Genomic DNA, 18,537 nt, shown 5'->3' on the forward strand with positions numbered 1-18,537 from the left:
TCGGGCCAATCGAGCTTCTCCGGATCGGGCAGGTATCCGTGCCGCTGCACGCAAGCGCGAAGACGAAGACACGGCCCAGGGTACGCGTCGACGCGTACCTCATCTCTCTTCCCAGGCGAAGTCGTAGAACACACGAAACACGTTCGCGTCGAGATCGTGCGCGAAGAATTCGTAGAGCTTGTACGGCCTGGCTTCCGGCGGACCGGCGATGCGTGCGCCGGCCGCGTTCCATTCCGCGTGTATCGCGTCGACCTCGGCGCGGTCCGACGCGTTGAACCACAGCACGATCGGCGGCCGGTTGCCGCGCTGGTCTCTGAAATCCGCGTCGCTCATGAACAGCCGCGTGTCGCCGCGCGAGAGGCCGGCGAGACCGAGCTGCTCGTCCGACCAGTCGATGTGGTAACCCAACTGGTCGCGATAGTAGGCGAGCGCCTTCGGCAGGTCGCCGACCGGGACTTCCGGGCAGGCCGGCGGGAACGGTGTCGATGCGCGCGCGCAGGGGTCGGTCGGGGCTTGGGGATCGAGGGGCACGGTGCCTCCGTGGATAGTCGATGTTGCAGGCGGCGAACGCCGAAGCGGTGACCAGCGGGGCGATTGTGGCAAGCCCGAAGCGTTCGGAGCTACGCGCCCGGAGCTTTGCGACTCTGATCGTCTCCTGGCGCCGAACGAATGTTCGCTTTCCGCTGCATCGCACATTCCTGCCAGATGCGAGACCGCGCCTCGTACGAAACGAGGCGACGGCGGCAACCACAGGGGAAAACGATGAGTGCAACGAACGCGGAGCCGCAAGGCATCGGCGGCTGGCTGCTGCTGCCGGCGATCGGGCTGATCCTGTCGCCGATCCGGCTGGCATTTGCGATCTACACGCAGGCGACCGTGCTGGTCACGGTGACTACGCAGCCGGCTTTCACCGAACCCGGGTCCGCCTTCTATCACCCGAACTGGGCCGGCTACGCGTTCGCCAGCTTGGCGAGCAGCATCGCGCTGTTTGCGGCAACCCTCTATCTCGCGTGGCGCTTCTTCACCCGGTCGCCGAAGCTGCCGATGCGCTACATCCAGTGGATGCTCGCCGTGGTCGCGCTGCAGTGGGCGGATATCGCCGTCGTGAAGCACAACGGATTTCCGATGGTCGGCATGTCCGACGCCGACCTCTATCGCGATCTCGTTCGCGCCGTCATCGCGTCCGCGATCTGGATTCCGTATTTCCTGTATTCGAAGCGCGTCAGAAATACGTTCACCGAGGCACCTGCAACGGCGACTGCGCCTCGCGTCGAACGCCGCGAACCGGCGGTTGACGAGTGGTGATCGCACTTCAGCTCAGACGCAGACAACCCGGCGACAGCGCCGCGAGAAAATCCGGCGCGTCGAACGCTTCGCCCGCGGCGACGACGCCGACCTTCCTGCTGCGCCCGTCGACCACGCGCGTCATCGCCTCGATCACCAGCGGCGCCGTGACCGCGTAGATGTCGCGCCCGCTCGCGGCGACGCGTCGCACCGCGTCGCCGTTGCGCACGACCGCCTCGATCGCGAACCGCTGCGACGATCGGCCGGTCTCGTCGCTCGCGACCGGCGGCGGCGTCGACGGATCGCGGATGTCTTCTATGGCCGACCGATTGATATACGAATGCAATTCTTGCGTCTGCAGGTGCCGCGAGATCGTGATCGTTTCCGAGAACGGCAATGCGAGCATCGTCTGCGTTCCGAACGACGCGTCGAACGTCCACTCGCGCGTCGGCGCCGGGTCGGCGAGAAAATCGAGCCGGCCGTTCGTTATCACGCGGCGCCGGTAGTGGTTGCGCTGTCCGGTCAGGCGCGTGCCGAGCGTCGGCTGCCAGCTGTCGAGCGCGACGGCGATGTCGATCGCGTCGGCCCGCGGCCAGTCGCCGATCGCCGTCGTCGCGAGCAGGTCGGCGAGGCCGCCGTAGAACGCCATGCCGGGCAGCACCGCGACGCCGGCGCGCTTCGCGGCTTCGTCGTGTTCGAACGCGTCGAGCACCGCCTGCTGTTCGGCGGTCACGTCGAGGTAGTGCACGCGCGCGCGCAGTGCCGCGGCGATCAGCGGCGGCGCCGTGTCGAGAAACGGGCCGGCGCAGTTGATCACCGCGACGACGCCGTCGACGGCGCGATCGAGCGACGCCGCATCGTCGACCGATGCGACGCGCCGTTCCAGCGCCGGGTACGCCGCGCCGAACGCGTGCAGTTTCGCGGCGTCGCGGCCGGACAGCACCGGAGTCCATCCGCGCCTCGTCAGCTCCGCGACGACGAAGCGGCCGGTGTGCCCGTAGGCGCCGTACACCGTGACGTTGCGATTCGAAGCTCCGTTCCGTTCCGACATGACGCGCTATCCGTTCGTGCCCGCCGTTCGGGCACGCACAGTAGACGCGTTCGCGCCGATCGCCGCTGTCGAAATCTTTAGCGACTCGCCTGCGCGAGCGCGACCGCATCGGGCCCCGCCGGAAACCGCAGCTGCCCGGTCGCATCGTTCGCGGCGCGCCACACCGCATCGGCGACGTCGGCCGCCACGGTCACGGCGCCGATCTGCGCCAGCGATGCGAACACCGCCTGCGCGAACGGCGCGTAGGCTTCCGGAATCAGGCCCTGCATGCGCGTCTGGCCGTTGCTCGTGAAGCGCGTCGTCGGCGCATAGCCGGGCTGCACGAGCTTCACGGTCACGCCGAAGTGCGCGAGTTCGTGCGCGAGCGACGCCGTGAATCCTTCGATCGCCGTCTTGCTCGCGGTGTACGCCGCGACGAGCGGCATCGGCGCGAGCACCGCGCTCGACGTCACGTTGACGATCGTGCCCGAGCGGCGCGCGCGAAACCGCGGCAGCACCGCCTGCGTCACCGCCATCGTGCCGAACGTGTTCGTCTCGAACACGTCCCGCACCGTCGCCATCGGCGTGGCTTCGAACGCGCCGAACAGGCCGATGCCCGCGTTGTTGACGAGCACGTCGATCGGGCCGCACGCATCGAGCGCGTCCGCGATGCCGTCGGGCCGCGTCACGTCGAGCGCGAGTACGCGAAAGCGTTCGGCCGGCGCCGACGCGGCGTCGCTCGGCGTACGCATCGTCGCGATCACGTTCCAACCCTCCGCGTGAAAGCGCCGCGCGGTTTCGAGGCCGTAGCCGGACGAGCAGCCGGTAATCAGTACGGTTTTCATCGTTGTCTCCAGTGATTGATCCGGTGCGCATCTTGGGCGACGATTGCAGGACTATCTACGATGAAAAGTCCGAATTTCTTTGGCAAGAGTCCGGCCATGACCGATCCGCTGTCCGAAGTCGTCCGCCTGCTGCGACCGCGCGCGGTGTTCTCGAAGGGCATCAGCGGCGCCGGCCGCTGGGCCGTGCGCTACGCCGAATACGGCGAACCGAGCTTCTGCGCGGTGCTCGAAGGCGCGTGCCGTCTCGCCGTCGACGGCCACGCGCCGCTGACGCTCGCGGCCGGCGACTTCCTGCTGCTGCCGGCCACGCCGGGCTTCACGATGTCGGGCTTCCGGCCTGCGACACCGCAGCGGATCGACCCGAAGCGCACGCCTGCGCCGTCCGGCGAAGTGCGTCACGGCACGCAGAGCGGGCCGCCCGACGTGCGCCTCGTCGGCGGCGCGTTCGCGTTCGATTCGCCGGACTCGAGGCTGCTCGTGTCGCTGCTGCCGCAGCTGATCCATGTGCGCGGCGTCGAGCGGCTGTCGTTGCTCGTGCGGCTGGTCGGCGAGGAGTCGGCCGACCGGCGGCCGGGGCGCGAACTCGTGCTCGCGCGACTCGTGGAAGTGCTGCTCGTCGAAGCGCTGCGCGCGTCGGGCGGCACCGACGCGCCGCCGGGCCTATTGCGCGGACTGACCGACGCGCGCCTCGCGCCCGCGCTGCAGCAGATGCACGCGCGCATCGCGCAGGCGTGGACGGTCGAGCAGCTCGCCAAGGCATCGGCGCTGTCGCGCTCGGCGTTCTTCGATCGTTTCGTGCGCACGCTCGGCATGACGCCGATGGAATACCTGCTCGCGTGGCGCATGGCGGTCGCCAGGCGCTGGCTCGGCGACGGCGAACTCGCGCTCGCGCAGGTGGCCGAGCGCGTCGGCTACGGTTCGGCGAGCACGTTCAGCACGGCGTTCGCGCGGCACGTCGGAGAGCCGCCGGGGCGCTACGCGCGTGCGCGGCGGCGGGCGTTCGCGTAGGTTTCGCTTTTTGCACTTGTCCGGCGCGCTCAGACGAGACTGCCGAGCACCATGACCGGGTAGTACATCGCGAACGTCGCGAGCGGCAGCAGCACGACGAGCGATCCGACGCCGGTCGCGAGCGCCGCGACCGAACGCATCGCGCGGATCGGCCAGACGAACCACACGGCGACCACGACGAACGGCAGCAGCAGGAACAGCCAGCGCGTCTCAACGAACCAGCGCGTGAGGTTCGGCAGCTCGACTGCGAACTGGCGCAGCGTCGGCACGAACGTGCCCACGATCAGCGGAATCGCGATGCCGGCGATCGCGGCGGCGGCGACGCCGAGGCCGAACAGCAGTTGCTCGGTGTTGCGGGAGATCTTCATGCCGGTACTTGAGCACCGCGGCGGGCAGGGGTCAAGGCGGCGTCACTGCGCGCACACTTCGCGCACGCACTCGCGCAGCCAGCGGTGCGCCGCGTCGGCGTCCATGCGCGGATGCCACAGCATCGACACCGTAAAAGGCCGCGTCGTCACGGGCAGCGCGAAGCTGTGCATGCCCGCGCGCAGGTTGCCGGTGTGCCGTTCGGGCACCGTGGCGACGAGGTCGGACGCGCGCGCGAGCGCGAGCGCCGCCGCGAAGCCGCCGACGATCGTGACGATCTCGCGCGCGAGGCCGAGCGCCTGCAGCGCGTCGTCGACCGGCCCGGTGCCGGCATTGCGCCGCGACACCAGCACATGCGCGCCCGCCGCGTAGCGCGCCGGCGTGACCGCGCCGCGGGCGAGGCGATGGCCCTTGCGCACGACGCCGACGAAGCGGTCGCGGAACAGCGCGCGCGTGCGCACCTCCGGACCCGTCGCGTCGCCGACGACGCCGGTCTCGAGATCGACCGTGCCGTCGCGCAGCGCCGTGCTCTCCTTGTTGAATTTCTGTACGAAGCGCAATCGCACGCCGGGCGCGTCGTCGCGCAGGCGCGCGATCAGCGCCGGGCCGAAGTTCTCGACGAAGCCGTCGCTCGTGCGCAGCGTGAACGTGCGCGCGAGCCGCTTGAGATCGAGCGCTTCGGCGGGCCGCAGCACCGCCCGCGCTTCGTCGACGAGACGCCCGACGCGCTCGCGCAGTTCGAGCGCGCGCGGTGTCGGAACGAGGCCGCGTCCGGCCCTGACGAGCAGCGGATCGCCGGTCGTTTCCCGCAGCCGCGCGAGCGCGCGGCTCATCGCCGACGGACTCAGCCGCAGGCGCTGCGCGGCGCGCGCGACGCTGCCTTCGGCGAGCAGCACGTCGAGCACGGCGAGCAGGTTGAAGTCGGGCGCGGACACGCGGCGAACGTAGCACGGTTCGTGCTGGCATGGCGTTTCGTGCACGTATTCAGTGCAACTCGTGCGTCTTCCGCCTGGTTTCGACGGCCCCTACGCTTGCGGCATCGCATCGGGAGTTGCCGCGTTGAACGCCGTATCGAAGTCCGTACCGGAAGAAACCGACCGCGCGCCGTCGTCGCGCCGCGCGCTGGCGAGCCTCTCGCTCGCCACGCTGCTCGCCTCGCTCGGCACGAGCATCGCGAACGTCGCGCTGCCGACGCTCGCGCGCGCGTTCGACGCGTCGTTCGCGCGCGTCCAGTGGGTCGTGCTGGCGTACCTGATCGCGATCACCGCGCTGATCGTCGGCGCCGGGCGACTCGGCGACCTGGCCGGCCGGCGCCGCCTGATGCTGTTCGGCCTGAGCGTGTTCGCGGCCGCGTCGCTCGCGTGCGGCGTCGCGCCGTCGCTGGAATGGCTGGTCGCGGCGCGGGCGGCGCAGGGCGCGGGCGCGGCGGTGATGACGGCGCTTACGCTTGCGTTCGTCGCCGACGCGGTGCCGAAAGAGCGGACGGGCCGCGCGATGGGCTGGCTCGGCACGATGTCCGCGGTCGGTACCGCACTCGGACCATCGCTCGGCGGCGTGCTGATCGCGAGCTTCGGCTGGCGCGCGATCTTTCTCGCCGGCGTTCCGTTCGGCATGCTCGCGTTCGCGCTCGCGTATCGCCACTTGCCGCGCGACCGCGCGACGCCGATTGCCGAGCGCGGGCACTTCGACCTCAAGGGCCTGCTGCTGCTCGCGCTGACGCTCGCCGCGTACGCGCTCGCGCTGACGGCGCATCGCGGCGGCTTCGGCGCGTTCAACGTCGCGCTGCTGTCGGCCGCCGCGGCGGGCGCGGTGCTGTTCGCGTTCGTCGAGGCGAGAACCGCGTCGCCGCTCGTGCGCCTGTCGCTGCTGCGCGAGCCGCGATTGCGCGCGGGGTTCGCGCTGAGTGCGACCGTCATGACGGTGATGATGGCGACGCTCGTCGTCGGCCCGTTCTATCTCTCCGGCGCGCTCGCGCTCGACGCGGCGCGGGTCGGTCTGGTCATGTCCGCGGGGCCGGTCGTCTCGGCGCTGAGCGGCGTGCCGGCGGGACGGCTCGTCGATCGCCACGGCGCGGCCCGTGCGACGATCGTCGGGCTTGTCGCCCTCGCGATCGGCTGCGGCGCGCTGACGCTGTTGCCGCCCGCGTTCGGCGTCGCCGGCTACGTCGTGCCGCTCGTCGTCGTCACCGCCGGCTACGCGCTGTTCCAGGCCGCGAACAACACGGCGGTGATGCGCGATATCGGCGCGGAGCAGCGCGGCGTGGTTTCGGGATTGCTCAACCTCTCGCGCCACCTGGGCCTCGTCACCGGCGCCGCCGCGATGGGCGCGGTGTTCGCGTTCGCGGCGGATGCGCGCGACGGCGCGCAGGCGAGCGCGGAAGCGGTGGCGCGCGGATTGCGCGTCACGTTCGCGATCGCGACGGTGCTGGTCGCGGGCGCGCTGGCGATCGCGGTGCGGCGTCCGTGGGAGCGGCGCCGCGCCGTCGATTCGTCGATCGCGGCTACGCTCGCCGCATCAGCACGACGATCAGAACGATGAGCAGGATCAGACCCAGGCCGCCGCTCGGGTAATAGCCCCAGCCGGCGCTGTACGGCCAGGTCGGAAGCGCGCCGAGCAGCAGGAACAGCAGCAGTACGATCAGGACGAGGCGCATGGCAGCTCCTTGAAGGCGCGGCGCCGCGAAGGCGCCGCGCCGGGAAAGACTCAGAGAGAATCCGCGAAATCCTTGATCTGCTTCTTCGCCACGTCGCGCGCGATGCCGTAGCGCTCCTGCAGCTTGCCCTCGAGGTATTCCGCGTTGCCCTCGGCGGCCTGCACGTCGTCGTCGGTGAGCTTGCCCCACTTGGCCTGCAGCGAACCCGACAGCTGCTTCCATTTGCCCTTGATCTTGTCTTCGTTCATGACCGGACTCCTTGGTTGAAGATGAGCGACGCGACCCGTTGATCGCGGCAATCGAATGCTTCAACAGCCGTGCCAGCGGCCGATCCCTGTGAAAACGCGGCGAATGCGGACGTTGCGCCATGCACATTGCGCCGTGACGGACGCGGGGATTGCGCGATGCAGGACCCCGCCGAGTCCGCTTGTGAGCGGCTTACGCGTCGCCCCGCATCGTCGCGAGCCGCAAAAACGCCTCGTGCTGATACCGGCTCATCCGCAGCTGCTGGCCGTTGTCCATCGTCACGACGTGATAGCCGTTGAACCACGGGTGGATCGTCTTTACGCGCCGCACGTTGACGATCGCCGAACGGTGCACGCGCACGAAACGGCGCGGGTCGAGCCGCTCGGCCAGCGTCGCCATCGTTTCGCGCAGCTCGTGCACGCGATCGGCAAGGTGGATTTGTACGGTATTGCCGTTCGCCCGGATCCAGACGACGTCGTCGACGTCGATCAGCGCGACGTGCTCGCCAATGCGCACGCGCAGGCGTTCGAGATGCTCGTCGCGGCGGCGCAGCGCGTCGAGCATCTTCGCGATCTGCGCCGACGCTTGCGTTTGCGCGTCGGCGGCGGCGAGGCGCGTCTTCGCGCGCCGCAGCGTCTCGGCGAAGCGCTCGCGGCCGAACGGCTTGACGAGATAGTCGAGCGCGTTCGCGTCGAAGGCGCGTACCGCGTACTGCTCGTATGCGGTGACGAACACCGTCGGCGGCATGTCGGCGGCGCCGATCGCCGCGACGACGTCGAGGCCGGTCATCGCCGGCATCTGGATGTCGAGAAACACGAGATCCGGCTTGCGCTCTCGGATCGCCGTGACGGCCGACGCGCCGTCGCCGCATTCGCCGGCGAGCGCGATGTCGGCGTCGTTGCGCAGCAGGCGCACGATCGCGCGGCGCGCGAGCGGTTCGTCGTCGACGACGAGCGCGGCGATGCTCATGCGCGCGCGTGCCCGGGTTCGTGTTCGTGTTCGGGCGGTGCGTCGTCGTCGACGACGGCACGGAACGGCAGGCGCAGGCGGCATGCGACGCCCTGCGGCCAGAGCATGTCGAGCCGCAGCTGCGCGGCATCGCCGTAGAGTTCGGCGAGGCGCAGCCGCGTGTTCGCGAGGCCGATGCCGTGGCCGGCCGCGCCGTCGCCGGGTTCGAGCGTGCTGTTGCGGTTGCGCACGTCGATGCACAGGGTGTCGTTTTCGCGACGGATTTCCACTTCGATACAGTCGGCGCCCACGCGCTTGCCGATGCCGTGTGTGATCGCGTTCTCGACGAGCGGCTGCAGCAGAAGGCTCGGCACCGCGGCGTCGAGCGCGTCGGGCGCGCGTAGATCTGCGTCGTCAGGCGATCCTTGAAGCGCGTGCGCTGGATGCCGAGATACAGATCGAGCAGCGCGAGTTCGCGGCGCAGCGAGATCTCCTGGCCGTCGTAGTCTTCGAGAAACGCGCGCAACAGGTTCGACAGGCGCAGCAGCATGTCCTCGGCCGACAGCGCGTCCTCGTCGAGCAGCGTGACGATCGCGTGCAGCGTGTTGAACAGGAAGTGCGGCTGCAGCTGCGTCTTGAGCACCTGCAGCCGCGACTGCGCGAGTTCCGTCGCGAGCCGGCTCGCTTCGATGTCGCGACGCGCCTTCTCGGCCTGGTAGTGCAGCGCCTGCCGGATCGCCAGCAGCGCCCAGTATGTCAAAAGGCCCGTCGCGACGTGCTGCGCGACGAAGTAGCGCAGCTGCAGCGCAAAACCGCTGGGCTCGAACAGCGTCGAGACGAGCGCGCCGGCGGCGATCGCGATCATGGTCACGCCGGCGCTCGCGATCGCGTGCATCGCGTACGCGCGCCCGCGCGGCGGCGCGGCGATCGGCCAGCGCTCGGCGAGGCGAAACACCAGCGGCGCGAGGCAGGCCCACGCGCCCCACTGGATCGCCGACCAGCGCAGGTAGACGATCGCCGGCCATGTGTCGGCGAGCAGCAGATCGTAGACCCAGCGCTGCAGCGCGAAGACGACGACGACCGACGACCACAGCGCGACGTAGCGCGACAGGCCGATTTCGATGCTGCCGAGACGAACGTTCATCGGCGGCATCGTAGAGGGCGCGTGCGACGCTGAAAAGCGCGCCGGCGCGCGGCGACGATTCGCCATGCCGGCACGACGATTCGCCCCGCATCGCCGGCCGCCGTGGTCGCATGCGCCGCGCGGGAGGTGGTCCTTTGCGCCGTCGCGGCGCCGACTTACGGTGGCGCGCCGATCTTGCGGAGCCGCCCATGTACCGCAGTGCCCTGACGATGGTTCTTGCGCTGACGTTCTGCGACAGCGGGGCGGCGTCGCCGTACGCGTCGCCCGTGCCGTTGCCGCGGCCGGTGCCGTTCGCGCCGGGCGTCGTGTCGACCGGTCTGTCCGACGGTCCGCCGACGTTCTCGCCGGACGGCCGCACTTTGTACTTCTTGCGAAATTCGCCGGACGGGCGCTGGTGGACGATCGTCGCGTCGCACTACCGCGACGGGCGCTGGAACGCGGCCGAGGTCGCGCCGTTCTCGGGACGGTACAACGACGCCGATCCGACGTTCTCGCGCGACGGCCGCACGTTGTGGCTCGCGTCGAACCGACCGGTCGACGGCCGCGCGCACGCCGATACCGACATCTTCGTCGCGCATCGCGACGGCGACGGCTGGGGCGAGTTCCGGCGCGTCGACGCGGTGTCGAGTCCCGCCGACGAGTATTTTCCGATCGTCGTCGACAGCGGCGCGATGTATTTCGCGTCCGAACGCGACGGCGGCCAGGGCGGCACCGACGTATGGCGCGCGCCGCGCGCCGGGGACGGCTTCGGACCGCCGGAGAATCTCGCGGCGCTGAACACGCCGGGCAACGAGATCGAGGCGTTCGCGGCGCCCGACGAGAGCTGGCTGATTCTCGCGAGCGACGGACGCGCCGACACGCTCGGCAAGTACGACCTGTACGTGTCGTGGCGGTGCGACGGCGCGTGGACCGAGCCGCGCCACCTCGGCGACGGCATCAACAGCGACGCGAAGGACTACGCGCCGAAGCTGTCGCCGGACGGACGCTATCTGTTCTTCACGAGCAACCGCAGCACGTTCGGCGAACCGAAGGGAAGGCGCCTGACGACGGCCGAGCTCGACCGGCGGTTGAACGCGCCGGGCAACGGGTTGAACGACGTGTATCAGGTCGACGTTGCGGCGTTGAAACTCGTGTCGCCGTGCGGGCGTTGATGTGAGAAAGCGGTCGTTGCAACCGCATGCGCGAATCCTGTCCGTAGACTGAGCCACGCAACACCCTCTCCCCCAAGCTTGGTTGGGGGAGAGGGATGGGGTGAGGGGGCTGCGCCGGATACTTCCTTGAGCGCGACGAAGCGCGAAGCGTCGCCCCCTCACCCCGACCCTCTCCCCCGCAGGCTTGCGGGGGAGAGGGAGTCATTTTCCAAACGTGGCGGAGTGAACAACGATGCATCGTCTTGCAAGTTCAATCGCAATGCTTCTCGTCGCCGTCGGCGCGCAAGCCGCGCCGCCCTACGCCTCGCCGACCCCGATCGCCAGGCCCGAGATCTTCGGCACCGGCATCTTCTCGACCGGCCACGACGATGCGCACCCGACGTTCTCGCTCGACGGCAACACCGCGTACTTCGTGCGGTCGAGTCCGGACTTTCGCTACTGGACCCTGCTCGAAACGACGTTCGTCGACGGCCGCTGGTCGACGCCCGAGGTCGCGCCGTTCTCGGGGCAGTACAATGACGCCGACGTGTTCTTTACGCGCGACGGCAACGCGACGTACATCATTTCGAACCGGCCCGTCGCCGGGCGCGCGCATACCGACACCGACATCTGGGTGCGCCGTCGCGACGGCGCCGGGTGGGGCGAGTTCTCGCGCGTCGACGCGCTCGCGAGCGACGGCGACGAATACTTTCCGACGCTGACCGACCGCGGCACGATCTATTTCGGCTCCGAACGACCCGGCGGCAAGGGCAAGTGCGACCTGTGGCGCGCGCAGCCGCAGGGCGACGGTTTCGGCGAGCCGGAAAATCTCGCCGCGCTGAACACGCCCGGCAACGATATCGAGGCGTACGTCTCGCCCGACGAGAGCTGGCTGATCTTTTCGAGCGACGGCCGGCCCGACACGCGCGGCGCCTACGACCTGTACGTGACGTATCGCTGCGACGGCGCGTGGACCGAACCGCGCAACCTCGAGAACCTCAACACGACCGGCTGGGAATTCGGCGCGCGCGCGACGCCCGACGGCAAGTACCTGTACTTCACGAGCAACCGCAGCACGTTCGGCGAGCCTGCTGGCCGCCGTCTCGATGCCGGCGGGCTGGATCGCAAGCTGAACGCGCCCGGCAACGGCCTGCGCGACATCTACCGCATCGACCTCGACGCGCTCGAGCTCGCGTCGCCGTGCGCGCGACCGGGAACTTGAAACGGCGGCTGCGTTCTCATCGTGCCGAGCGGCGAGCCCGCGCATTGTCCGCTTGTGGACAATGTGACGGGGCTGCACGATCGGAGGGAACGCATGACCGCACGAAGGAGGCCGCGCGGCGGCCGTTGGATCGACCTGTTCGCGCGTGCCGCATTCGCGCTGGCCGCCGCGACGGCCATGCCGTTCGCCGCGGCCGACGCCCCCGCGCCGCTCGCGTGGAAGACGATCAACGCCAAGGGCGGCTATACGGCCGAAGCCCTCGGCGATCCGCGCGGCGAAGGCACGCGCGTCGTCGTGCGCGCGAGCGCGTCGCCCGAGGGCGACTTCGGCGGCACGGGAACGGCCGTCGACGCGGCGCCGCTGCGCGGTTCGCGCGTCGTCGTCGAAGCGACGCTCGAGCCGTCGGCGGAGGCGAACAACGTGACGATCTGGCTGCGCGCCGACGATGCGAACGCCAAGCCGATCGGCTTTGCGACGTCGGCGCCGCAGCCGGTGCCGCCCGGCACGTCGGCGCGCCGCGAGATCGGCCTGTGGGTGCCGCAGGCGGCGACGCACGTCGTGTTCGGCGTCGTGCTGCCGGGGAAGGGCTCGGTCGTCGCGGACCGTCTGCGGCTGCGCGTCGACGCCGACGCGAAACCCGCCGGCGGCGTCACCGCGCGCGCGACGATCGACGCGGCGATCGCGATCGTGCGCGACAAGGCGCTCAAGGCGGATGCGATCGACTGGCCGGCCGCATCTGCGCGCTATCGCGCGATGGCCGGCGACAGCGATCCCGCGCCGGTCGCGTACGCGGCGATCCGCGCGCTGCTCGCCGAACTGCGCGACGGGCACAGCTTTCTGATGGAACGTGCCGATGCGGAAGACCACGACGGTGCCGGACGCGCGATCGAATCGCCGGTCGTGCGGCTCGAAGCCGGCGGCATCGGCTACGTGCGCGTGCCGGCGTATACCGGCGGCAATCCGGCGGACGTGACCGCGTTCGCGCAGACGATGGCCGCTGAAATCGACGCGATTTCCGCACAGGCCACGCGCGGCTGGATCGTCGACCTGCGCGGCAACGGCGGCGGCAACATGTGGCCGATGCTCGCCGGACTGCGCGCGCTGCTCGGCGACGGCGAGATCGGCGGCTTTCGCGACCGCGACGGCAAGGTCGAGCGCTGGCGCGCCGGCGACCTCGTCGACGGCGTGAAAGCGCACGCCGATCTTTCGAACGCGCGCGTCGCCGTGCTGCTCGGTCCGAAGACCGCGAGTTCCGGCGAGGCGGTCGCGGTCGCGTTCCACGGCCGTCCGAACGCGCGCGCATTCGGCCGCGCGACCCACGGACAGGCGAACGCGAACTCGATGCACAAGCTGCCGGACGGCAGCCGCCTGCTGCTGTCGACCGCGATCGATCTCGATCGCCACGGCACGGCGTTCGGCGGCAAGGTCGAGCCCGACGAGGTCGTCGACGGCGAGGCCGAGACGCTCGCCGCCGCGACGGCCTGGCTCACCTCGCCGGCACCGTGACGACGTCGTAACCGGCGCGCCATTCGACGAAGCAGAAGCCGTGGCCGAACGGATCGGCGAGCCCGGCGATGACGCCCCAGCCGGCCTCGGCCGGCGGGCGTTCGAGCGTCGCGCCCGCGGCGAGGGCGCGCGCGACGGCGGCATGCACGTCGTCGACGATCACGTCGAGGTGCATCGGCGTCCAGTGGCGTGCGTAGTCGCGCGGCTGTTCGCCCGCCGCGATCGTGCCGGCCGGTTTCTCGATCAGGTACAGCAGCGCCGGCAGTCCGGCGAGTTCGGCGATCGCGCCGCCGAACAGCCTGCGTGTTTCGCGCAGGTCCAGCGCGCGCACATAGAACGCGACGGCGGCGTCGAGGTCGGGGACGTCGAGGTTGATCATCAGCTCGTGCATGAGTCCGCTCCGCGAGGATCGCAGGTTCGATTGTGCGCGTAGCCGGCGCTTCGCGGCGCGATTCGTCCCGCGCCCGCGACGATTCGTCCACATCGTTGCGACGACTCGTCCCGGAATCGTTTTCGAAAACACGCGGCGATGGTTCGATCGGCGCACCGGCTAGCAACGCCGCCGCCTTTCCGGAGTTCCGTCATGCGCGTGTTCCGCATCGTTTTCTTCGCCGCCGTCGCCGGGGGCGCTCTTGCGCGTACGCCGACGCGCTACCTCGAACTCGTCAACCGCGCGCCCGACACCGTGACGTCGCTCGCCGCGGCGCCGGCCGGCGAGGAAGCGTTCCTCGACGTGCCGCTCGTCGAGCCGTTGCACGGCGGAGAGGCGACGCGGGTCGAACTCGCCGCGGGCGGCTGCCGCTACGACGTGCGCGTCGCGTTTCGCGGCGGCCGCACGGTCGTCTATCGCGGCGTCGACGCGTGCCGTGACGGCGGCCTGTACATCGACCGGCTGCCGCGCTGACCGCGCCAAAGAAAAAGGCGCCTCGCGGCGCCTTCTTCTTCGTTCACATTGCGGCAATTACCAGATCTTCACGAGCTTGTCGCCCGAACGCACCATCGCATCGCCGGCCTTGCACGAGAACGCCTCGGCGAACTGGTGCATGTTCGACGGCGCGCCGATCGCGCGGAACTGCGCCGGCGCGTGCGGATCGACGTTGAGGCGGCGCTTCAGTTCTTCCGGACGGAAGTTGCGGCGCCACACCTGCGCGAAGTTGATGAAGAAGCGCTGGTCCGGCAGCAGGCCGTCGATCTGTTCCTTCGAGTTCTTGTTGTCGCGCGCCTGCGCGAGCTTGAACGCGTCGTACGACACCGACAGGCCGCCGAGGTCGGCGATGTTTTCGCCGAGCGTGAGCTGGCCCTTCACGTGCAGGCCGTCGATCGCGACGTAGTCGTCGAACTGCTTGACCAGTCGCGCGGTGCGCTCCTCGAACTTCGTGCGGTCTTCTTTCGTCCACCAGTCGGCGAGGTTGCCGGTCGCGTCGAACTTGCTGCCTTCGTCGTCGTAGCCGTGCATCATTTCATGGCCGATCACGGCGCCGATGCCGCCGTAGTTGAGCGCGTCGTCGGCCTTGGCGTCGAAGAACGGCGGCTGCAGGATCGCGGCGGGGAAGACGATCTCGTTCTTGAGCGGGTTGTAGTAGGCGTTGACGGTCTGCGGCGTCATGCCCCATTCCTTCTTGTCGACCGGCTTGCCGATCTTGGCCATGTCCCAGTCGTGGTTGAACTTCGCCGCGGCCGACACGTTGGCGAAGTAGCCTTCCGGCTTCACCGCGAGGCCCGACCAGTCGCGCCACTCGTCCGGGTAGCCGATCTTCGGCGTGAAGCTCGCCCACTTGTCGAGCGCCTTCTTCTTCGTGTCGGCGCCCATCCATTCGAGCTTCTCGATGCGCTCCTTCGTCGCGGCGCGCAGGTTGTCGACGAGTTCCTGCGCGCGCTTTTTCGCTTCCGGCGGGAAGTTCTTGTCGACGTAGAGCTGGCCCATCGCCATGCCCATGCTTTCTTCGACCGTGTCGATCACGCGCTTCCAGCGCGGGCGGTTTTCCTGCTGGCCGCGCAGCGTCTTCGAATAGAAATTGAAATTTTCTTCGACCAGCGCGTCGGACAGATACGGCGACGCGCCGTCGATCACGTGCGCGCGCAGATAGGCCTGCCAGTCGGCGGCCGGCACGTCGGCCAGCATCGCGTCGACGGCGGCGAAGAACTTCGGCTGCGACAGCGAGAAGCCCTTGATGTCGAGGTTCTGGCTCGCGAGGAACTTGTTCCAGCCGAAGCGCGGATTCTGCTTCTGCGCCTCTTCGACCGTCACGTAGTGGTACTGGTTTTCCGGGCTGCGCAGTTCGACCGGCGCGAGCGAGGCTTCGGCCAGACGCTTCTCGAACGCGAGCACCTTGCCGGCCTGCGCCGCCGCGGCGGCCTTGTCGGTGCCGGCGAGTTCGAGCACCTTGGCGACGTGCGCGACGTACGCGTCGCGAATCTTCTTGTAGCTGCCGTCCTTGCCGTCTTCAAGGTAGTACGCGCGCTCCGGCAGCGCGAGGCCTCCCTGGAACGCGTAGGCGATCTGCATCGTCGAGTTCTTGAAGTCGGCTTCGCCGCCGAAGTTGAACAGCTGCGCGCGGCCCTGCGCGTGCGCGTCGTGCAGGAACGCGGCGATCTCTTCGGGCGTCTTCAGGCCGTCGATGCGCTTCAACGTATCGGCGATCGGCGCGACGCCGGCCTTGTTCGCCGCCGCTTCGTCCATGCCGCTCTTGTAGAACGCGCCGATCTTCGATTCGATCGAGCCGGGCTTGGCCGAGGCGAGGTCCTTCGCGGCGGCTTCGGCGATGTCGTGCGTCGCGGCGAGCGAGGCCTCGTCGAGCTGCTCGAAGCTGCCCCACGTCGAGCGGTCGCCCGGGATCGCGTTCGCGCGGATCCAGTTGCCGTTGACGTAGCCGAAGAAGTCGCCGCACGGGTTGAGCTTCTTGTCGAATTGCTTGACGTCGATGCCGCGCGTGAGTTCGACGGCGGCGTGGCCGTACGACGCGACGGCGAGGCCGACGGCGAGGGCGAGCGGTTTGAAGAGGCGCTGTTTCATGGAGATCCTTCGATGGCGGGCCCGCTCGCGCGGGGCTTGGGGTTGGAAAGGTTGAGGACGCGCACGCCGTTCGTGCGCGGAACGTTGAAAAAGTTCACCAGATATCGACGCGGTCGGCGGCCGGCCGCACCATCGCGTCGCCGGCCTTGCACGAGAACGCGGCGGCGAACGCCGGCAGGTTCGCGAGCGGGCCGAGCACACGCCACTTGGCGGGCGCGTGTTCGTTCGACTGCACCTGCACGCGCAGCGCCGCGTCGCGCTGCGCGCCGCGCCACGACTGCGCGAACGCTAGAAAGAAACGCTGCTCGGGCGTCAGCCCGTCGATCTTTTCGGCGGGCTTGCCGGCGCGCGCGATCTGCCACGCGTCCCACGCGACCTGCAGGCCACCGAAGTCGGCGATGTTCTCGCCGAGCGTGAGCTCGCCGTTGATGTGCAGATCGTCGATCGGCGCGAACGCGTCGAACTGCTTGACGAGCTTGGCGGTACGCTCCTCGAACTGCTTGCGGTCGTCGTCGCTCCACCAGTCGGCGAGCGCGCCCTTCGCGTCGAAGCGGCTGCCCTGGTCGTCGAAACCGTGCAGCAGCTCGTGGCCGATCACCGCGCCGATCGCGCCGTAGTTGACCGCGTCGTCCATCTTCTCGTCGAAATACGGCGGCAACAGCTGCGCGGCGGGGAATACGATTTCATTTTGCAGCGGATTGAAATACGCGTTGACGGTCTGCGGCGACATGCCCCATTCGGCGCGGTCGACCGGCTTGCCGATCTTGTCGATCTGGCGCCGGCCTTCGAACGCGGTGGCGGCGGCGACGTTCGCGTAGTAGTTGCCGCGGGAGACCTTGAGGCCCGAGTAGTCGCGCCACGAATCGGGATAGCCGATCTTCGCGACGAGGCCGTCGAGCTTGGCGTAGGCGGCCTTTTTCGTCGCCGGGCTCATCCAGTCGAGCTTGTCGATGCGCACGCGCAGCGCTTTTTTCAGGTTTTCCACGAGTTGCACGGCGCCGGCCTTCGCGGCCGGGGGGAACGCGCGGGCGACGTAGACTTCGCCGACCGCTTCGCCGAGCGCCGCGTTCGTCGCGTCGAGCGCGCGCTTCCAGCGCAGCTTGATTTCCTGCGAGCCGTACAGGTGCTTGCCGCGGAATCCGAAGTTCGCGTCGACGAATGCCTTGGACAGCATCGGCGCCGCGTGGTCGACGAGATGGAAGACGAAGTACGCGCGCCAGGTTTCGACCGGCACGTCGGCGATCGCCGCGTCCATCTCCCGGAAGAACGCGACCGGCGCGAGCGAGAACGTGTCGACGTCGGTGCGGCCCAGCGCGTTGAAGAAGCCGCTCCAGGAAAAATGCGGCGTTTTCGCATCGGCCGCCTTCAGCGTCGTCTTGTCGTACAGCTTGTCCGGATCGCGCAGCGCGACGGGATCGAGCGACGCCTTGGCGAGCCGCGTTTCGAGCGCGACGACCGCGTCGGCCTGCCGGTTCGCGTCGGCGCTGCCGGCGAGCACGAGCAGCTGCGCGACATAGGCGCGATAGAAGCCGAGCAGGTCTTTCGATTTGGCGTCGTCGCGCAGGTAGTAGTCGCGATCGGGCAGGCCGAGGCCGCCCTGGACCGCGTAGGCGATCGCGGTCCCCGGGTTCTTCATGTCCGAATCGACGAACAGGTCGAACAGCGCGAGATCGCCGCGCGCGTGGCTCTCGCGCACGAAGGCGGCGACGTCGGCGGGCGTCTTGAGCGCCGCGATGCGCGCCAGCTCGGGTTCGATCGGTGTACGGCCGGCTTTTTCCGCGCCGGCTTCGTCGAGCGCGGTCGCGTAGAAATCGCCGATTTTCTGCGTATTGCTGCCCGCGGGTTCGGGCTTCGTCGCCGCCGCGTCGAGCACGCCGCGCAGCATTTTTTCATTGCGTTCGCGCAGCTCGTCGTCGAGGCTCCAGCCGCCGTATTCGGGCGGAATGGGATTGCCCTTGAGCCAGCCGCCGTTCGCATACTGGAAAAAGTCGCGACAGGCGGGCGTCGCCGGATCGAAATTCGCGGCGTCGAGACCGCGTTCGTTGGCGCAGGCCATGCCGGCGAACGCGCAGCCGAACGCGAGCGCGGCGGCGCGCGCGCGAAGGGAACGACGGGCTGGAAGCGGTTGACGCATGAGCGGGG

General features: G+C 69.3%; 20 protein-coding genes and 1 pseudogene. 8 read left to right on the plus strand and 13 right to left on the minus strand.

Features of this window, described 5'->3' with window-relative positions; genetic code table 11:
• Positions 1-99: 99 nt before the first annotated feature.
• Positions 100-531 (minus strand): VOC family protein, encoded by a 432-nt coding sequence (locus OD750_RS02530; RefSeq protein ID WP_263545839.1) that lies wholly within the window; start codon positions 529-531, stop codon positions 100-102.
• A 231-nt stretch (positions 532-762) separates the two neighbouring features.
• Between OD750_RS02530 and OD750_RS02535 the strand changes: the two genes are divergently transcribed.
• Entirely contained in the window at positions 763-1,305 is a 543-nt protein-coding gene (locus tag OD750_RS02535) for a DUF2569 domain-containing protein (protein WP_263545840.1), read from the plus strand.
• A 7-nt stretch (positions 1,306-1,312) separates the two neighbouring features.
• Here the strand turns inward: OD750_RS02535 and OD750_RS02540 are convergent, their stop codons facing one another.
• Together OD750_RS02540 and OD750_RS02545 are read right to left on the minus strand one after the other, a co-directional pair.
• Positions 1,313-2,335: a saccharopine dehydrogenase family protein gene (locus OD750_RS02540; RefSeq protein WP_263545841.1), complete on the minus strand. Its 1,023-nt coding sequence runs from the start codon at positions 2,333-2,335 to the stop codon at positions 1,313-1,315.
• A gap of 77 nt (positions 2,336-2,412) precedes the next feature.
• The gene (locus tag OD750_RS02545) at positions 2,413-3,159 is read right to left on the minus strand and encodes an SDR family oxidoreductase (RefSeq protein WP_263545842.1); all 747 of its coding nucleotides are present in this window, start codon (positions 3,157-3,159) and stop codon (positions 2,413-2,415) included.
• 96 nt (positions 3,160-3,255) lie between these two features.
• On the opposite strand from OD750_RS02545, the gene OD750_RS02550 reads away from it, so the two are divergent.
• Positions 3,256-4,167: an AraC family transcriptional regulator gene (locus OD750_RS02550; RefSeq protein WP_263545843.1), complete on the plus strand. Its 912-nt coding sequence runs from the start codon at positions 3,256-3,258 to the stop codon at positions 4,165-4,167.
• A gap of 29 nt (positions 4,168-4,196) precedes the next feature.
• Here the strand turns inward: OD750_RS02550 and OD750_RS02555 are convergent, their stop codons facing one another.
• On the minus strand, positions 4,197-4,535 hold the full coding sequence (locus tag OD750_RS02555) for a hypothetical protein (RefSeq protein WP_263545844.1): 339 nt from the start codon (positions 4,533-4,535) through the stop codon (positions 4,197-4,199).
• Between the two features lie 42 nt (positions 4,536-4,577).
• Entirely contained in the window at positions 4,578-5,468 is an 891-nt protein-coding gene (locus OD750_RS02560) for a LysR family transcriptional regulator (protein ID WP_263545845.1), read from the minus strand.
• Positions 5,469-5,592: 124 nt separating this feature from the next.
• Between OD750_RS02560 and OD750_RS02565 the strand changes: the two genes are divergently transcribed.
• Positions 5,593-7,071 (plus strand): MFS transporter, encoded by a 1,479-nt coding sequence (locus OD750_RS02565; protein ID WP_263545846.1) that lies wholly within the window; start codon positions 5,593-5,595, stop codon positions 7,069-7,071.
• Here the strand turns inward: OD750_RS02565 and OD750_RS02570 are convergent.
• From OD750_RS02570 to OD750_RS02590, 5 genes and pseudogenes are all read right to left on the minus strand, one after another.
• Positions 7,034-7,186 carry a DUF3309 domain-containing protein gene (locus OD750_RS02570; protein ID WP_263545847.1) on the minus strand — a complete coding sequence of 51 codons (153 nt, stop codon included), beginning with the start codon at positions 7,184-7,186 and terminating at the stop codon, positions 7,034-7,036. The genes OD750_RS02565 and OD750_RS02570 overlap by 38 nt on opposite strands.
• Before the next feature lie 50 nt (positions 7,187-7,236).
• Complete coding sequence (locus tag OD750_RS02575) at positions 7,237-7,434, minus strand: CsbD family protein (RefSeq protein WP_263545848.1); 198 nt, start codon at positions 7,432-7,434, stop codon at positions 7,237-7,239.
• A gap of 190 nt (positions 7,435-7,624) precedes the next feature.
• Positions 7,625-8,401 (minus strand): LytR/AlgR family response regulator transcription factor, encoded by a 777-nt coding sequence (locus OD750_RS02580; protein ID WP_263545849.1) that lies wholly within the window; start codon positions 8,399-8,401, stop codon positions 7,625-7,627.
• Positions 8,398-8,754 (minus strand): ATP-binding protein, encoded by a 357-nt coding sequence (locus OD750_RS02585; protein ID WP_263545850.1) that lies wholly within the window; start codon positions 8,752-8,754, stop codon positions 8,398-8,400. Before OD750_RS02585 ends, OD750_RS02580 begins: the two co-directional genes overlap by 4 nt.
• A 101-nt stretch (positions 8,755-8,855) precedes the next feature.
• Positions 8,856-9,023, minus strand: a pseudogene (locus OD750_RS02590) (histidine kinase); the annotation flags it as partial.
• Here OD750_RS02590 and OD750_RS02595 point away from each other — a divergent pair.
• The 4 genes from OD750_RS02595 to OD750_RS02610 all read left to right on the plus strand — a co-directional run bounded on the left by OD750_RS02595 (position 8,976) and on the right by OD750_RS02610 (position 13,382).
• Positions 8,976-9,557 carry a hypothetical protein gene (locus OD750_RS02595; protein ID WP_263545851.1) on the plus strand — a complete coding sequence of 194 codons (582 nt, stop codon included), beginning with the start codon at positions 8,976-8,978 and terminating at the stop codon, positions 9,555-9,557. The pseudogene OD750_RS02590 and the gene OD750_RS02595 sit on opposite strands and share 48 nt — an antisense overlap.
• Before the next feature lie 155 nt (positions 9,558-9,712).
• Positions 9,713-10,675: a TolB family protein gene (locus tag OD750_RS02600; RefSeq protein ID WP_263545852.1), complete on the plus strand. Its 963-nt coding sequence runs from the start codon at positions 9,713-9,715 to the stop codon at positions 10,673-10,675.
• 259 nt (positions 10,676-10,934) lie between these two features.
• Entirely contained in the window at positions 10,935-11,876 is a 942-nt protein-coding gene (locus OD750_RS02605; protein ID WP_263545853.1) for a TolB family protein, read from the plus strand.
• A gap of 93 nt (positions 11,877-11,969) precedes the next feature.
• A complete protein-coding gene (locus OD750_RS02610) occupies positions 11,970-13,382 on the plus strand; it encodes a S41 family peptidase (RefSeq protein WP_263545854.1) in 1,413 nt (470 codons plus the stop codon).
• Here the strand turns inward: OD750_RS02610 and OD750_RS02615 are convergent.
• A complete protein-coding gene (locus tag OD750_RS02615; protein WP_263545855.1) occupies positions 13,363-13,773 on the minus strand; it encodes a VOC family protein in 411 nt (136 codons plus the stop codon). The two genes, OD750_RS02610 and OD750_RS02615, sit on opposite strands and share 20 nt — an antisense overlap.
• 192 nt (positions 13,774-13,965) lie before the next feature.
• Here OD750_RS02615 and OD750_RS02620 point away from each other — a divergent pair, with 192 nt between their 5' ends.
• Positions 13,966-14,286 carry a hypothetical protein gene (locus OD750_RS02620; protein WP_263545856.1) on the plus strand — a complete coding sequence of 107 codons (321 nt, stop codon included), beginning with the start codon at positions 13,966-13,968 and terminating at the stop codon, positions 14,284-14,286.
• A gap of 57 nt (positions 14,287-14,343) precedes the next feature.
• On the opposite strand, the gene OD750_RS02625 is transcribed toward OD750_RS02620, so the two are convergent.
• Complete coding sequence (locus OD750_RS02625) at positions 14,344-16,395, minus strand: M13 family metallopeptidase (RefSeq protein WP_263545857.1); 2,052 nt, start codon at positions 16,393-16,395, stop codon at positions 14,344-14,346.
• Between the two features lie 94 nt (positions 16,396-16,489).
• A complete protein-coding gene (locus tag OD750_RS02630; protein ID WP_263545858.1) occupies positions 16,490-18,451 on the minus strand; it encodes a M13 family metallopeptidase in 1,962 nt (653 codons plus the stop codon).
• Positions 18,452-18,537: the final 86 nt, after the last annotated feature.

The organism is Tahibacter soli (assembly GCF_025717065.2).
Classification (GTDB): domain Bacteria; phylum Pseudomonadota; class Gammaproteobacteria; order Xanthomonadales; family Rhodanobacteraceae; genus Tahibacter; species Tahibacter soli.

What these genes read in the sequence shown, in the direction of transcription:
- OD750_RS02570 (WP_263545847.1), bottom strand. Translation starts at nt 7,186, where the DNA reads ATGCGCCTCGTCCTGATCGTACTGCTGCTGTTCCTGCTGCTCGGCGCG.
- OD750_RS02580 (WP_263545849.1), bottom strand. Translation starts at nt 8,401, where the DNA reads ATGAGCATCGCCGCGCTCGTCGTCGACGACGAACCGCTCGCGCGCCGC.
- OD750_RS02535 (WP_263545840.1), top strand. Translation starts at nt 763, where the DNA reads ATGAGTGCAACGAACGCGGAGCCGCAAGGCATCGGCGGCTGGCTGCTG.
- OD750_RS02550 (WP_263545843.1), top strand. Translation starts at nt 3,256, where the DNA reads ATGACCGATCCGCTGTCCGAAGTCGTCCGCCTGCTGCGACCGCGCGCG.
- OD750_RS02600 (WP_263545852.1), top strand. Translation starts at nt 9,713, where the DNA reads ATGTACCGCAGTGCCCTGACGATGGTTCTTGCGCTGACGTTCTGCGAC.
- OD750_RS02615 (WP_263545855.1), bottom strand. Translation starts at nt 13,773, where the DNA reads ATGCACGAGCTGATGATCAACCTCGACGTCCCCGACCTCGACGCCGCC.
- OD750_RS02605 (WP_263545853.1), top strand. Translation starts at nt 10,935, where the DNA reads ATGCTTCTCGTCGCCGTCGGCGCGCAAGCCGCGCCGCCCTACGCCTCG.
- OD750_RS02555 (WP_263545844.1), bottom strand. Translation starts at nt 4,535, where the DNA reads ATGAAGATCTCCCGCAACACCGAGCAACTGCTGTTCGGCCTCGGCGTC.
- OD750_RS02620 (WP_263545856.1), top strand. Translation starts at nt 13,966, where the DNA reads ATGCGCGTGTTCCGCATCGTTTTCTTCGCCGCCGTCGCCGGGGGCGCT.
- OD750_RS02610 (WP_263545854.1), top strand. Translation starts at nt 11,970, where the DNA reads ATGACCGCACGAAGGAGGCCGCGCGGCGGCCGTTGGATCGACCTGTTC.
- OD750_RS02540 (WP_263545841.1), bottom strand. Translation starts at nt 2,335, where the DNA reads ATGTCGGAACGGAACGGAGCTTCGAATCGCAACGTCACGGTGTACGGC.
- OD750_RS02630 (WP_263545858.1), bottom strand. Translation starts at nt 18,451, where the DNA reads ATGGCCTGCGCCAACGAACGCGGTCTCGACGCCGCGAATTTCGATCCG.
- OD750_RS02575 (WP_263545848.1), bottom strand. Translation starts at nt 7,434, where the DNA reads ATGAACGAAGACAAGATCAAGGGCAAATGGAAGCAGCTGTCGGGTTCG.
- OD750_RS02625 (WP_263545857.1), bottom strand. Translation starts at nt 16,395, where the DNA reads ATGAAACAGCGCCTCTTCAAACCGCTCGCCCTCGCCGTCGGCCTCGCC.
- OD750_RS02545 (WP_263545842.1), bottom strand. Translation starts at nt 3,159, where the DNA reads ATGAAAACCGTACTGATTACCGGCTGCTCGTCCGGCTACGGCCTCGAA.